This is a genomic window from Streptosporangium sp. NPDC005286, from assembly GCF_040607515.1.
Classification (GTDB): domain Bacteria; phylum Actinomycetota; class Actinomycetes; order Streptosporangiales; family Streptosporangiaceae; genus Streptosporangium.
Map to the genome: position 1 here is coordinate 1 of NZ_JBEXGU010000210.1, position 13,586 is coordinate 13,586.

Genomic DNA, 13,586 nt, shown 5'->3' on the forward strand with positions numbered 1-13,586 from the left:
CGGCCCTCAACGACTGGCTGAGCAAGGACATCGAGATTGAAGTGATCATCGGCGAGGCCGTCATGGGGTTCCACCGCCCCGCCCGCGTCCGGACGGCTCCGCACCTCACCCCGGCCTGGTCACGGCCCGGTGCCCGCGTCCCGGATTCCCGGCAGGTTCCCGGCGGCGGCCGTGACCGGCCGGCCCGGCGCCCTCCCGGCCTTACCCGGCGTCGGCGGGACCGGCCGTGCGGTACCGGTCGACCTCCGACCAGGCGGACGACATGCCGGCCAGCGTCCGGTCGAAGACCTCCGAGTGCCGCAGATACGCCTCCCGGTGGGGGCCTGGAAGCACGCACAGGTCGTCCTCGTCGCTGACCGACCACGGCTGGAGATCGTGGCCGAGCGCGGCGGGCAGCAGCGAGGCGACGCCGCGTGCTCCCAGCTCGCTGGTGAGCTGACGGCGGACCGGCCGCCCCAGCACATCGGCGAAGATCTGCGCCCAGACCTCGGATCGGGCGCCGCCACCGGCCAGCCGCCACGGCCGGTCCCCGATGTCGGCTCCGCTGGCCAGGACCCGGTCGAGCTGGACCCGGTGGTACTGGGCGACCCCCTCGATGACCGCGCGGGTGAGATGCCCGCGGCGGTGCACGCCGGAGATGCCGAGGAAGGTCCCCGACGCCGCGGGGTGTTCGGGGGCTCCGTTGACGAAGGGCAGGAACAGCAGGCCCTCCGCGCCCGGCGGCACCATGGCCGCCTCCCTGAGCAGGTCCGCCGCGAGCAGGCCGCCGACCTGGTCGTGCGGCACCGACGCGCACGCCAGCCATTCGAGGTTGGCGGCCGAGGTCGGCGCGACCTCCATGGCCAGCATCGTGGCCGGGTCGGGCATCAGCGCGCTCATGGTGACCTCGGGCGCCGGGGTGCGGGCGGGCACCACGGCCCCGTTGATGGCCCACGTCCCGACGATGATCGTCACGTCTCCGAGGCCGCGTCCCCCGGCGCCGAGCGTCGCCGCCACGCAGTCCATGCAACCGGCGATCACCGGCAGTCCCTCGGGGAGTCCGGTGCGTGCCGCGGCCTGGGCGCTCAGCCCGGCGACCACGTCACTGGACTGGCGCAGCGGAGGGAACCGGTCGAGGTCACTCGCCGGCAGCCCCACCAGCTCCAGCGCCGTCGGGGTGTAGGCGCGGGTGTCGAGGGCCACCATGCCGAAGGCGCTGGCGTCGCTGTAGTCGGCGCTCGGCACGCCGGTGAGCTGCGCGGTGACCCAGTCCTTGCAGGACAGTGCCCACCGGGTGGCCCGGTAGCTCTCCGGCTCGACGTCGTGCAGCCAGCGCAGCAGCACGGCGGGCTGTGCGGCCCACGGGATGGAGCCGGTCTCCCTGGCCAGCCGCCTGGCCTCCCGCTCCGGGATCGCGTCCACGATCCGCTGGGCCCGGCTGTCCGACGACGCGATGGCGGGCCCGACCGGCCTCAGGGCGGCGTCGACCGGATACAGTCCGTTACCGTGGGCCGCCACCCCGATGCCCGCCGGGGTGTATCCGTCGGCGGCCAGCTTCCCGGTGAGCTCGCCGAGCAGCGCCATGACCGTGTCGGCCAGCCCGAGCATGTCGACGTCGTGACGGTGCGCGGTCACGCTGGTGCGGGGGGTGCGGGCGTGCACGACGCCGAGTTCCCGTCCCTCGGTGTCGAAGGCCGCGACCTTCGAGGCCGTCAGGCCGATGTCGACACCGATGTAGCACGTGTCCGGGGCTGTCACGAGGTCCTCCTGTCGCTACTCCGCAGTGTGGTCGACGGTGTGGCCGACGGTGTGGCCGACGCTGTGGCCGACGTGGCCAGCACCCGTGGCCTGAAGCGCCGCAGTTCGGCCTCGTAGCCGGTGATCTCGGCGCGGGCCCGCCCTTCGTCCCAGCCGAGGTGACGTACGGCGATGTCGGCGCAGGCCACAGCAGCCTTCAGGCCCATGTCGGGGCCGAGTCCAATCAGGGTACGTCGTAGCAGGATGTCCCCCAGCGTCACGGCGCCCTCCTCGCGCACCGCCATCACCACCTCGGCGGCGAGCGCGCCGGTCTCCTCGTCGACGACCTCGGCGAGTGTGTCGTCCGTCTCAGCGAGTTCGAGCACCCTGCGGGCCCGTACGCCGTAGACGTCGAGCAGCCGGCGCGACTGCGCCGGGGTGAGCGGCGAGGAGCGCATGAAGTCCGCGCTGAAGGTCGGCCAGTCGGCGGTGTCGGCTCCGGGGAAGGCCCGGGAGCGGGTGAGGCAGCGCCGGCGAGTGCGGCCGAGCGCGCGCAGCACCGCGTCGGTGACGTCCTCGGCGAGGGCGCGGTGGGTCGTCAGCTTGCCGCCGATGACCGTGAACAGCCCCGGGTGGGCCGGGGCGTGGCTGTGCACCGTGTGCCCACGGCTGATCTTGGCGTTGTCGGAGATCCCGGCGGTGTACGGCAGGGGCCGGACGCCGGCCACGCTGTAGAGCACGTCGTCGGGGGTGAGGCCGGCGTTCGGGAAGATCCGGTTGGTCTCGGCGAGCAGGTAGTCGATCTCCTCGTCGCTGGTGACGACCTCGTCGAGATCGTCCTCGTAGGTCAGGTCCGTGCTGCCCAGCATGTAGCGACCCTCCCAGGGGAGGACGAAGATCGGCCGATGGTCGGCGGCCGCCTCGAAGAAGATGCAGGTGTCGGGCGCGCCCGGGAACGCGTCGACGATGATGTGGCTGCCCTTGGTGCCGCCGTTGAGGCGCCGGCTGGCCACCTGCCCGTCGAGGATCCTGTCGATCCACGGGCCGGCCGCGTTCACCGTGATCGCGGCCCGGATCTCGGTTCGCGCGCCGGAGGCGTTGTCCTCGGCCCGTATCCCGGCGACCCGGTCGTTCTCCACGACCAGCCCGGTGACCGTGGTGTGGGTGAGCACCCGCGCGCCGAGCCGCCGGGCGTCCAGGAGCAACTCGACGCAGAGCCGCTCGGCCCACGGCACCTGCGCGTCGGGGAACAGCGAGGCCCCGCGCAGGCCGCGCCTCGACAGCGTGGGCCACCTGCGGGCCACCGTGCGGAGGGACACACTGCGGCTGCGGCCGTGCCTGCGCCCCGTCGACAGGACGTCGAACGCGGCCAGGCCGAGCCGGATCAGCGGGCCGGGCCTGCTGTCACCCGCGTAGGAGGGGATCAGCATGGGGTAGTCGCGAACGAGGTGCGGGGCGTTGCGGAACAGCAGGTGCCGCTCACGGATCGACTCCCGCACGAGGTTGAAGTCGTAGCGTTCGAGGTACTTCAGCCCGCCGTGGATCAGCCGGCTGGACGTGCTCGACGTTCCCGAGCCCACGTCGGCGCGGTCGACGACGACGACACGCAGGCCACGGGTGGCGGCGTCACGGGCTATGGCGAGCCCGTTGATACCGGCTCCGATGACGGCGAGGTCGACGACGTCGTCAGATCCGGCTGGTTGTTGCGACATGGGAGCTCCCGGGAGATGACGGGACCGGGCCCCGGCGGTCTCGCGCCGGGGCCCAAGCCCCAGAAGGGGTCAGGACGCGGTGCCGGCCGAGTGGTCCTTGAAGAGCTGGTAGGCCTCTTCGGGCTTCACCTCGTCGTGCACGACGGCGCGGATCGCCGCGAGCATGCCGGCGGGGTTCTCGCTCTGGAAGATGTTGCGGCCCATGTCGACGCCGGCGGCACCCTCCTGGATCGACCGGTAGGCCATCGTCAGGGCGTCGAGTTCGGGCAGCTTCTTGCCACCCGCGACGATGATCGGCACCGGGCAGCTCGCGGTGACGGTCTCGAAGCCCTCCTCGACGTAGTACGTCTTGACGATGTGCGCGCCCATCTCCGCGCTGATCCGGGTGGCCAGCCGGAAGTAGCGGGCGTCGCGGACCATGTCCTTGCCGACGGCGGTGACGCCGAGCACGGCGACACCGTGCCGCTGGCCGGCGTCCACCAGCGCGGCGAGGTTGGCGATCGACCGCGACTCGTTCTCGCTGCCGACGAAGACCTGGATGGCCACGGCCGCGGCGTTGAGCCGTACCGCGTCCTCCATGTCCAGGGCGATGTGCTCGTCGGAGAGGTCGCGCAGCACGCTCGGGCCGCCGCTGGCGCGCAGCACGATGCCGGCGTCGGTGGCCGGCGGGATGCTGGTGCGCAGCACGCCCCGGGTCAACATGATCGCGTCGGCGTTGGGCACCAGCGGGGCGATGTTGACGTCGATGCGCTCAAGGCCGGCCATCGGGCCGAGGAAGTAGCCGTGGTCGAACGCGAGCATCACGGTCCGGCCGGTGTCGGCCCTGAAGATGCGCGCGAGCCGGTTCTGCAGGCCCCAGTCCTGGGCCTGTGCGCCCTTGACGTGGAAGCCGCCGGTCACGGAGGCGGCGCCGCCGAAGTCGCGGGCGTCGAGCAGACCGTCGGTGTCAGCCATGGGTGTTCTCTCCAGTGGTTGTGGTGGTGACGGCCGCGGGTCGCGGCCGCCGTCGGAAACGGGAGGATGTGCCGGCGACGCGGTCACCGCCGCCGGCGAGGAAGAGGACCAGCAGCACCAGACCGCCCTTGAGCAGGTTCTGCGCCGCACTGCTCCAGCCCACGAGGTTGACCAGGCCGTCCAGCAGGATGAAGAAGAGCGCGGCCCCCCAGACACCGACGGGCACGGCCCGCCCGCCCGAGATGAGCGTTCCGCCGATCACGACGACGGCCACCGAGTCGAGCAGGTAGCGCGTGCCTAGGTCCGCGGAGGGCGCGATGTAGGCGGCCAGCAGGGCTCCGGTCAGGCCGGCCAGCGCGCCGCTGGCCAGGTAGGTCACCGCGATGATCCGCGCGACGGGGATTCCGGCGCGCTCGGCCGCCCGGCGGTTCTGCCCCACCGCGATCAGCGAACGGCCGTAGATCGTGCCGCGCAGCAGCGCGATGACCAGGACGGTCACCACCGCGATGGCCACGGCGAGGATGGGGATGCCCGCCGGGCGCAGGTTGAGCAGGCTCCGCAGCCCCGGATCGGGCACCGCGCTGAAACCGTTCGCCAGCGACAGCGTGCCCGAGGAGGCGATGAGCCCGGCGGCCAGCGTGGCGATGATCGGCGGAACGGACAGGCCGAGGATCGCCACCGTGCTGATCGCCGCGATGACGAGACCCACACCGGCGCCCGCGAGGATTCCCAACGTCGCCGAGCCGGTGGACGAGGCCGCCAGGACCGAGACGAATCCGGCGAGGGAGATGATCGGCGCCACGGAGACGTCGATGTTGCCAGGACCGGCGGTGATGACGAGCATCTGCCCGAGTCCCACGATGACCAGGTAGGGCGCCAGGGACAGGGCCAGGGAGACCGTCTGGCCGCCCCCCTGACCTGAGATGGCCAGGATGATCAGCCAGACGAGCGCCGCGGCGGCGAAACCCCAGATCCACGGACGCGCAACGAGCGCGCGGATGTTCATCGCAGCACCTTTCCGACCAGGACGCGTCCGGCGAGCACGGCCAGGACGATCACGCCTTGAACCGCCGACTGCATGTTGGTCGGCACATCGAGCAGGCTGAGGACCACGCTGACCAGGCCGAGGGTCACGCCGCCGACCACCACTCCCCAGGGCACGGCGCTGCCGCCGTGGAAGGAGCCGCCGCCGAGGATCACCGCCGCCACCGTCATCAGGGTGTAGCTGGAGGCCGACGACACGTCGCCGCCCCCGGTCTGGGAGGCCAGCACGAGCCCGGACAGCACGCCGAGCGCGCCCGCGGCGGTGTAGGCGATGGCCCGCGACGCCAGCGGGCGCAGGCCCGCCCGCTCCAGGGCCACCGGATTGCTGCCCAGGCCGCGCATCCGGACCCCGAGGGTGCTGCGCGCGCTGAGCAGGTAGACCAGCGCGGCGACGAGGAGGATCGGCAGCAGCGGCGCCGGGAACCCGGCGGGCTGCCACATGCCGAAGGCCGCCAGCCACTCCGGGGTCGTTCCGCCGGGTGTCGGCAGGACGAACATGCCCAGCCCCAGCCAGACGAACGACGCGCCGAGGGTGGCGATGAGCGACGGCACCCTGCGCAGGTGGATGAGAACGCCGAGCACGGTGTAGGAGGCGACGAGCCCGAGCAGGATCAGGACCCCGACGAGCGGGGAGGTCACCAGCCTGGTCGCCGTGATCACGGTGACCAGGCCGACGAAGGTACCGATACCGAGGTCGATGTCACCGACCGCCATCAGCGTCATCTGGGCCTGGGCCGCGATGACCAGGGGCACGGTCGCCGAGAGGACCAGCGACAGCCCGGCCACGCTCAGCACGTCCGGCTGTAGCGACGCGCAGACGGCGATCATCGCGATCATGGCGACGGCGCTGACCACGGCCGGGGCCGTCCGGCGCATCCGCGCCCGGCTCGGCAGAGCCGGCACGAGAGTCTCACTCATGGTTCTGCGCTCCATCGGACTCGGCGAACGAGACGGCGATGATCCTCTCCTCGGAGATCTCCACCCCGGCCAGCTCGGCGACCACCCGGCCGGCCCGGAAGACGTAGACCCGGTCGCAGTGGGCCATCTCGGCGTTCTCGCTCGAATACCAGACGACACTCCGGCCCTGGGCCGCCTCCTGGCGGATGAGGCCGTACAGGTCGGTCTTGGTGTGCACGTCGACTCCCCGGAAGGGGTCGTCGAGCAGGACGAGGTCGGCCGCCGAGGCGAACGCCCGGGCGACGATCACCTTCTGCTGGTTTCCGCCGCTGAGCTCGGTCATCGCCGCGTCCGGGCCGCCTCGGATCGCGAGGCGATCGACCCAGTTCCGCACGACCGCGCGCTCCTCGGCGGGGCGGCGCAGACCTCGGCGCGCGATACCGCGTGCCGCGGTCACCACGAGGTTCTCCGCCACGCTCCACAGCGGCAGTACCCCGGAACGCTGCCGGTCGCCCGGCACGTACGCCCGGGTGCCGCGCACCTTCGTGTCACGCCGCACCGGGTGCCACAGGCGTTCGAGCACCTCCTGCTGGCCTTGACCGGCCAGCCCGGCCAGGCCCACGACCTCACCCGCGCCGACCCGTAGGGAGACGTCGCGCAGTCCGGGACCGGTGGCGCCGCGCAACTCCGCCAGCACCGGCCGATCCCCGGAGGCGGCCTCGGCGGCCGTGATCCGCTCGTTCCCGGTCCTCGCGGCGACCTCGGCCCCCATCAGGGTCAGTACGTCGTGCTCGCCGAGTCCGCTCGCGGGCCGTTCGGCGATGACCGCCCCGTCGCGCAGCACGGCGACGCGGTCGGCCACCGAGAGGACCTCCCGGATGCGGTGCGAGATGAGCAGCACGGCCACGCCGCCCGCGGTGAGGGTGCGGACGTAGTCGTACAGCGAGCGCGCGGCGTCCGGGCCGAGGGACTCGGTGGGCTCGTCGAGGATCAGCAGGTCGAGCCGGTCGACCAGGCTGGCCCGGACGATCTCGACCATCTGGCGCTGGGCCAGCGACAGGTCCTCGATCCGGTCGCCCGGGGCCACCCCGTGGCCGGGGAACATCTCGTCGAGCCTGCGCCGTACGCCGTCACCGGCCGGCCGCCGCCAGCCCAGCCGGGGAAGGCAGTGGCGTGAGGAGACCCAGATGTTCTCCGCGACCGTGAGGTCGGGGCAGAGCGACGTCTCCTGGTAGGCCATCCGCACGCCGCGGAAGTCCCCGGCCCGCGGCCCGGCCTCGCCCGAGGCGTCCCGCCCGCACACCGTGACCGTGCCCTCGTCGCAGGCCTCCAGCCCGGCGAGGACCCGCATCAGCGTGCTCTTGCCGGCTCCGTTGTGGCCGACGAGGCCGAGCACCTCGCCGGCCCGTACCTCAAGGTCGACACCGGCGAGGGCCCGGGTGCGCCCGTACGTCTTGGTCACGCCCCTCGCGATCACGACGGGCTGCTGCTCGGACGGTCCCCCGCCTGTCTCCCGCGAAGCCGCGAGCGGCTTGGCGGCGAAGTTGTCGACGTGCATGAGGCGGCCTCCTCCGTGCCTTCCCCGCCTAACCGGCAGCCGTCGGGATCGGCGGCTGCACCGGCGCTCCACCGGTCTGCACGGCCTTGACCTGCTCGCGGAAGAGATCACGCGTCCAGGGCCAGGCGGCGTACTCGTCGGGCTTGAGGACGGAGGCCCAGGCGTCCCGGTCCTTCTGCTCGACCAGGACGATCGGGAAGGTCATGTGCTTGGGGATGTCCCGCTTCTCCAGCAGGTCGAGCGCCTGCCACAGCGCGGCGACCGACTGGCCCGGGTCGGACATGACGGCCACCGAACCGTTGTCGATCTTGTTGTCCTTCCAGTAGCTCAGCGCGCGGCCGTTGGTCTCGAACGTCACCGCGGGAACCGGCTTGCCCGCCGTGGCGAAGGCCTGGGCGACGCCGTAGCCGTCGCCACAGCCGACGACGCCGTCGACCTTCGGCACACTCGACAGCACGCCGAGCACGGCCTTCTGCGCGGTGGCGCCGTCACACATCCCGTTCACCGTCGCGACGGTCTTCACACCGGGGTACTCACCGAGGATCTTCTTGGTGGTCTCGAGCATCTCGGCCTCGGGCTGCGAGCCGACGACACCCCGGCTGACGATGACGTTGCCCTTGCCTCCGATGCCTTCCAGCAGCGGCTTGGCCGCGTAGGTGGCCCAGTCGACGAAGCTGTTCTGCAGCACGTAGGCGCACTCCGACTCGATCGCGGAGTCGAAGACCACGACGGTGACGCCCGCGGAACACGCCTGCTGGATGACCGGCTTGAGCGCGGTGGGCGAGGCCGGGTCGATGAGCAGGGCGTCCGGCTTCTGCAGCAGGAGGCTCTTGATCTGGGCGACCTGCTCGGTCGCGGAGTTCTCTCCCGGCGCGTTGACGACCTTGTACTTGCTGATCAGGCCGTCGGCCTGGGCCTGGCCCGCCGCCGCCTCGAATTTGGCGATCATCGTCTGGCGCCAGCCGTTGCCGATGAAGCCGTTGCTCAGGGCGATGAACGGCTTCTCACCGGAGGTCTCCGCGGCGGCGCCGCCGGAGGTGCCGGCACCGGAGTCACCGGAGCCGCAACCGGCCGCCAGGACCGCGAGGGCGGTCAGTGACGCCGCCGAGGCCGCACGCCAGTGCCGGGATGTGGGACGGATACGCATCATGGTCTCCAGAGAGGGCAGGTCCGCCGAGGCGGTGCGAGTCGAGGCCGTGAACTCATCGCTCATAGGGGGCGTAGCGGCGTAGTCATTACAGACCTGTAGTGACAGGTACGCTAAATCCACGTTACGTGGATGTCAAGAGCCTCTTTTGTTCCTGCTCAGCGGGCAGATGGACGGGAATCCACCAGGCGTCACCGGATTCCTGTCACGACAGGATCGTCGTCCTGTCATGACAGGTCCGCCCATATGAAATGCTTTCCTGGACGCCCCCCGAGGAGGTTTCCGTGACGATGACGTATCCGCGCCTCGACCGCGACGGAACGGAGCCGCTGTGGATGCAGCTGATGCGCGCACTGCGGGCGACCATCGAGAGCGGTGAGTTCGGCGCGGACCGGCCGCTGCCGTCGGAGGCCGAGCTCACCGACATGTTCGGGGTCTCCCGAACCGTCGTCAGGGAGGCCCTGCGCGAGCTCGTGCAGCAGGGCCTGATCTATAAGATCAAGGGGCGGGGCGCCTTCGTCTCGCCACGCAAGACCGAACTGAACTTCATCGGGTCGATGTCCGGCTCCGCCGACGACCTGCGGGAGTCCGGCCGCCGCGTGACCACCCGGACCATCCGCCAGTCGCTCGGCGAGGCCGACGAGCGGGAGGCCGCCCTGCTGCGGATCCCACCCGGGGAACAGGTGGTCAGGCTGCGCAGGCTCCGGCGCGTCGACGGGCAGCCCTGGCTGCTCGTCGACACCGCCCTGCCCGCCCGCCTGGTGCCCGGCCTGGAGCGCGCCGTGCTGGAGAACCAGTCACTGTACGACCTGCTGCGGCGGCGCTACGGGATCGAGCCCGCCGCCGCCGACCGGTGGATCGAGGCCGCCTTCCCCAACCGCGAGGACGCCGCGCTACTCGAGGTCTCCACCTCGACGCCACTGCTCGGCATCGAGTCGGTCGCCTGGATGCCCGACGGCACGCGGTTCGAGGCCTACTACGCGCTGCACCGCAGCGACCGGACACGGTTCTACGTCGGCATTCGCTGACCGGAGGGCACCCCGGCCGGCGCCGGGCAGGAAAAGAGCGCGCCCGCTGTTCTCTTCGGCGGCATCCCGTGCCAGAATTTCATGGGGTGATGAATTATGACTCGGAACACGTGTGTGATCGCCGGGGGCGGTCCCGCCGGGGCGATGCTCGCGCTACTGCTGGCCAGGGCCGGCGTCGAGGTGACGCTCCTGGAGAAGCACGGCGACTTCCTGCGCGACTTCAGGGGCGACACCATCCATCCGTCGACCCTCCAGATCCTCGACGAGCTCGGCCTGGCCGAGGAATTTCACCGGCTCCCCCATCGCAAGATGTACGGGCTGGAGATCCAGACCGACGACACCACGGTGCCGATCGCCGATCTGTCAGGACTTAAAGGCAAATATCAGTACATCGCCTTCGTGCCGCAGTGGGAGTTCCTCGACCTGCTGACCAGTGCCGCCGCCAGGTATCCGAACTTCCACCTCCTCATGGAGTCCGAGGTCCACGGAGTGATCCGCGAAGGCGACGCGGTGCGCGGGGTGCGCTACCGGGACGCCTCCGGCGAGCACGAACTGCGCGCGACGCTCACCGTGGCCGCCGACGGCCGCCGCTCCGACGTGCGCGAGGCCGCCGGGCTGGTCCCCGTGGAGCACGGGGTCCCGATGGACGTGGTCTGGTTCCGGCTGCCGCGCGAGCCCACCGACTCCGAGTCGGCGTTCCTGCGAGTGTCGGCGGGCCACCTGATGGTGTCGATCAACCGCGGGACCTACTGGCAGCTCGCCTACGTGATCCCCAAGAACGGCTTCGAGGCACTGCGCTCGGCGGGGATAGCGGCACTGCGCGAGCAGGTCGCCAGGCTCCTGCCCTTCCTGGCGGACCGGGTAGGGCTGCTGTCCGGCTTCGAGGACGTCAGCGTGCTGTCGGTCGCGCTCAACCGGCTGCGCCGCTGGCACCGGCCGGGGCTGCTGGTCATCGGTGACGCCGCGCACGCCATGTCTCCGGTCTTCGGCGTCGGCATCAACCTGGCCGTGCAGGACGCGGTCGCCGCCGCGAACCTGCTGGCCGGACCGCTCGCCGCCGGGGCCGAGATCCCCGAGTCGCTGCTCGCGAGGGTCCAGCGGCGGCGCACCCCGCCCACCGTGATCACCCAGTTCGCCCAGCGCGTCGTCCAGAACCGGCTGATCCGGCCGGCGCTGACCGAGCGCACCCGCCCGGTGCGGCTGCCGCGCGACGTCGCCCGCCTTCCCATGCTGGGCCTGCTGGCCAGACGCTTCATCGGCCTGGGCGTCCTGCCCGAACACGTCGCCGACCCCTCGGGGTCTCACCAGGCATAAAGACCTTCTCACCATGTGGACAATCGGGTCCGTTCGCACAGCCGGTTGCAATAGCCTGGTATGTCGTGAGCATCAACCTCGATTCCTGGCGGCAGCTGCCTGCGGCGCAGCAGCCCGTGTGGCCTGACCACGGCGAGCTGGACAAGGTCGTCACCGAGCTGAAGGGACTCCCGCCCCTCGTCTTCGCGGGCGAGTGCGACAACCTCAAGGCGGACCTGGCGGCGGTGACACGGGGCGAGGCCTTCGTCCTGCAGGGCGGAGACTGCGCCGAGACCTTCGCCGGCGCCACCGCCGACGACGTGCGCAACAAGCTCAAGACGCTGCTCCAGATGGCGATCGTGCTCACCTACGCGGCCAAGGTCCCCGTGGTGAAGATCGGCCGCATGGCCGGGCAGTTCGCCAAGCCCCGCTCGAAGAACACCGAGATCCGTGACGGCGTCGAGCTGCCCGCCTACCGGGGCGACATGGTCAACGGCTTCGACTTCACCGCCGACTCCCGCATCCCCGACCCGGGGCGGCTGCTGCGCGCCTACCACTCCTCCGCAGTGACGCTCAACCTGGTCCGTGCCTTCACCAAGGGCGGCTACGCCGACCTGCGCCAGGTGCACGCCTGGAACCAGGACTTCGTGGGCGAGTCCCCGGCCGGCAAGCGTTACGAGCAGCTCGCCCGCGAGATCGACCAGGCGCTGGCCTTCATGCGCGCCTGCGGGGCGGAGCCCGAGGAGTTCCACACCGTGGAGTTCTACTCCTCGCACGAGGCGCTGATCCTCGACTACGACCAAGCGCTCACCCGGATCGACTCGCGGACCGGCCAGCCGTACGACGTCTCGGCGCACATGGTCTGGATCGGCGAGCGCACCCGCCAGCTCGACGGCGCGCACGTCGAGTTCTTCGCCAGCATCCGCAACCCGATCGGCGTCAAGCTCGGCCCGGCGACCAGCGCCGAGGACGCCCTCGCGCTGATCGAGAAGCTCAACCCCGACAACGAGGCGGGGCGGCTGACCTTCATCACCCGGATGGGCGCGTCGAAGATCCGTGACCACCTTCCCGAGCTGGTGGAGAAGGTGACCGCGAGTGGCGCCCAGGTGGCGTGGATCTGCGACCCCATGCACGGCAACACCTTCGAGGCGCCCAGCGGCCACAAGACCCGCCGCCTGGACGACGTCCTGAATGAGGTGGCGGGCTTCTTCGAGGTGCACCGCGCGCTCGGCACCCACCCGGGCGGCGTCCACATCGAGTTCACCGGCGACGACGTCACCGAGTGCGTGGGCGGCGGTGCCGAGATCGTCGAGGACGACCTGGCCCGGCGCTACGAGACGGCCTGCGACCCGCGTCTCAACCGCGGCCAGTCGCTCGACCTGGCCTTCCGGGTGGCCGAGCTCTACCGCTCGGTCTGACACCCGCTTCCCTCGCGGCCCGGGCCCCTTTGAAGGGGCCCGGGCCGCGCGGGGGTCCGGCTCCACGCGAACGATCGAGAATCCGCGCAGGGGCTCACAGGTTCGCGGAGGCGATCCCCGAGCGTACGAAGGCCCGGTCCGTGTCAGCCCTTCTGGACACCGAGCTCGTTGGCGAGCTCGGCGCGGATCGCGTCCATGTCGAGTGCGCGGACCTGACCGATGAGGTCCTCGAGAGCGGGCTCGGGCAACGCGCCCGGCTGGGCGAAGACGACGATGCCGTCCCGGATGGCCATGATCGTCGGGATCGACGTGATCTCGAATCCCTGGGCGAGGGCCTGCTCGGCCTCGGTGTCGATCTTGCCGAACTTGATGTCCGTGTGCTTCGCGGAGGACTTCTCGAAAATCGGCCCGAAGGTGCGGCACGGTCCGCACCAGGCCGCCCAGAAGTCCAGCAGGACGATCCCCTCATCGGCGATGTCGTTGAAGTTCTTCTCGGTTACCTCGATGGTGGCCACCGTTGGCTCCTTCTGTCGTTCACATCTGTATGGCTGGCATAACCACTTCCCGTCCACGAGCATTCCATCCCGTCGGCCTCCGTCCCCCTCGAACCGGGTGACCTGGGAGGCCGCCGCCCGTGGGGGCCACGGGACCCGGGCTCACCGCGTCCCCGGTGTTCACCGGCCCGGCGAAAACATCGGCCGCCCCGGCCTGGGCGCCCCCATGATCGTTTCCTCGGTCGTCGCGGAGCTGCCCGGCTCGCCGGCCTGGCGGCCTGCCGGGGGGAGAACGGGCGATGGCCCGGTGCCGATCGGCACCGGG

At 71.2% G+C, this 13,586-nt stretch carries 11 protein-coding genes; 3 read left to right on the forward strand and 8 right to left on the reverse strand.

The window, feature by feature from the left end; all coding sequences use genetic code 11:
* Positions 1 to 201: 201 nt before the first annotated feature.
* From ABZU75_RS41100 to ABZU75_RS41130, 7 genes are all read right to left on the reverse strand, one after another.
* A complete protein-coding gene (locus ABZU75_RS41100; RefSeq protein ID WP_355567124.1) occupies positions 202 to 1,737 on the reverse strand; it encodes an FGGY-family carbohydrate kinase in 1,536 nt (511 codons plus the stop codon).
* Complete coding sequence (locus tag ABZU75_RS41105) at positions 1,734 to 3,428, reverse strand: glycerol-3-phosphate dehydrogenase/oxidase (RefSeq protein ID WP_355567127.1); 1,695 nt, start codon at positions 3,426 to 3,428, stop codon at positions 1,734 to 1,736. The genes ABZU75_RS41100 and ABZU75_RS41105 overlap by 4 nt, the downstream gene beginning before the upstream one ends.
* Before the next feature lie 69 nt (positions 3,429 to 3,497).
* A complete protein-coding gene (gene lsrF / locus ABZU75_RS41110) occupies positions 3,498 to 4,382 on the reverse strand; it encodes a 3-hydroxy-5-phosphonooxypentane-2,4-dione thiolase (RefSeq protein WP_355567129.1) in 885 nt (294 codons plus the stop codon).
* Positions 4,375 to 5,388, reverse strand: a complete 1,014-nt coding sequence (locus tag ABZU75_RS41115; RefSeq protein WP_350930377.1) for an ABC transporter permease — start codon at positions 5,386 to 5,388, stop codon at positions 4,375 to 4,377. The genes lsrF and ABZU75_RS41115 overlap by 8 nt, the downstream gene beginning before the upstream one ends.
* Positions 5,385 to 6,344, reverse strand: coding sequence for an ABC transporter permease (locus ABZU75_RS41120; protein WP_350930376.1), 960 nt, complete (start codon positions 6,342 to 6,344; stop codon positions 5,385 to 5,387). Before ABZU75_RS41120 ends, ABZU75_RS41115 begins: the two co-directional genes overlap by 4 nt.
* Entirely contained in the window at positions 6,337 to 7,881 is a 1,545-nt protein-coding gene (locus tag ABZU75_RS41125; RefSeq protein ID WP_355567134.1) for a sugar ABC transporter ATP-binding protein, read from the reverse strand. The genes ABZU75_RS41120 and ABZU75_RS41125 overlap by 8 nt, the downstream gene beginning before the upstream one ends.
* A gap of 28 nt (positions 7,882 to 7,909) precedes the next feature.
* On the reverse strand, positions 7,910 to 9,094 hold the full coding sequence (locus tag ABZU75_RS41130) for an ABC transporter substrate-binding protein (RefSeq protein WP_355567137.1): 1,185 nt from the start codon (positions 9,092 to 9,094) through the stop codon (positions 7,910 to 7,912).
* Between the two features lie 224 nt (positions 9,095 to 9,318).
* Between ABZU75_RS41130 and ABZU75_RS41135 the strand changes: the two genes are divergently transcribed.
* The 3 genes from ABZU75_RS41135 (at position 9,319) to ABZU75_RS41145 (ending at position 12,767) form a co-directional block, all read left to right on the forward strand.
* Positions 9,319 to 10,056: a GntR family transcriptional regulator gene (locus ABZU75_RS41135; protein ID WP_350930381.1), complete on the forward strand. Its 738-nt coding sequence runs from the start codon at positions 9,319 to 9,321 to the stop codon at positions 10,054 to 10,056.
* A gap of 96 nt (positions 10,057 to 10,152) precedes the next feature.
* A complete protein-coding gene (locus ABZU75_RS41140) occupies positions 10,153 to 11,370 on the forward strand; it encodes an FAD-dependent oxidoreductase (RefSeq protein WP_355567140.1) in 1,218 nt (405 codons plus the stop codon).
* A gap of 65 nt (positions 11,371 to 11,435) precedes the next feature.
* Positions 11,436 to 12,767: a class II 3-deoxy-7-phosphoheptulonate synthase gene (locus tag ABZU75_RS41145; protein ID WP_355567142.1), complete on the forward strand. Its 1,332-nt coding sequence runs from the start codon at positions 11,436 to 11,438 to the stop codon at positions 12,765 to 12,767.
* A 143-nt stretch (positions 12,768 to 12,910) separates the two neighbouring features.
* Here ABZU75_RS41145 and trxA read toward each other — a convergent pair whose 3' ends face one another.
* Entirely contained in the window at positions 12,911 to 13,282 is a 372-nt protein-coding gene (trxA, locus tag ABZU75_RS41150; RefSeq protein ID WP_030908921.1) for a thioredoxin, read from the reverse strand.
* Positions 13,283 to 13,586 lie beyond the last annotated feature (304 nt).

Coding starts and splice junctions, on each gene's coding strand:
- ABZU75_RS41105 (WP_355567127.1), bottom strand. CDS start 3,428: ATGTCGCAACAACCAGCCGGATCTGACGACGTCGTCGACCTCGCCGTC.
- lsrF (WP_355567129.1), bottom strand. CDS start 4,382: ATGGCTGACACCGACGGTCTGCTCGACGCCCGCGACTTCGGCGGCGCC.
- ABZU75_RS41115 (WP_350930377.1), bottom strand. CDS start 5,388: ATGAACATCCGCGCGCTCGTTGCGCGTCCGTGGATCTGGGGTTTCGCC.
- ABZU75_RS41120 (WP_350930376.1), bottom strand. CDS start 6,344: ATGAGTGAGACTCTCGTGCCGGCTCTGCCGAGCCGGGCGCGGATGCGC.
- ABZU75_RS41125 (WP_355567134.1), bottom strand. CDS start 7,881: ATGCACGTCGACAACTTCGCCGCCAAGCCGCTCGCGGCTTCGCGGGAG.
- ABZU75_RS41130 (WP_355567137.1), bottom strand. CDS start 9,094: ATGAGCGATGAGTTCACGGCCTCGACTCGCACCGCCTCGGCGGACCTG.
- ABZU75_RS41135 (WP_350930381.1), top strand. CDS start 9,319: ATGACGTATCCGCGCCTCGACCGCGACGGAACGGAGCCGCTGTGGATG.
- ABZU75_RS41140 (WP_355567140.1), top strand. CDS start 10,153: ATGACTCGGAACACGTGTGTGATCGCCGGGGGCGGTCCCGCCGGGGCG.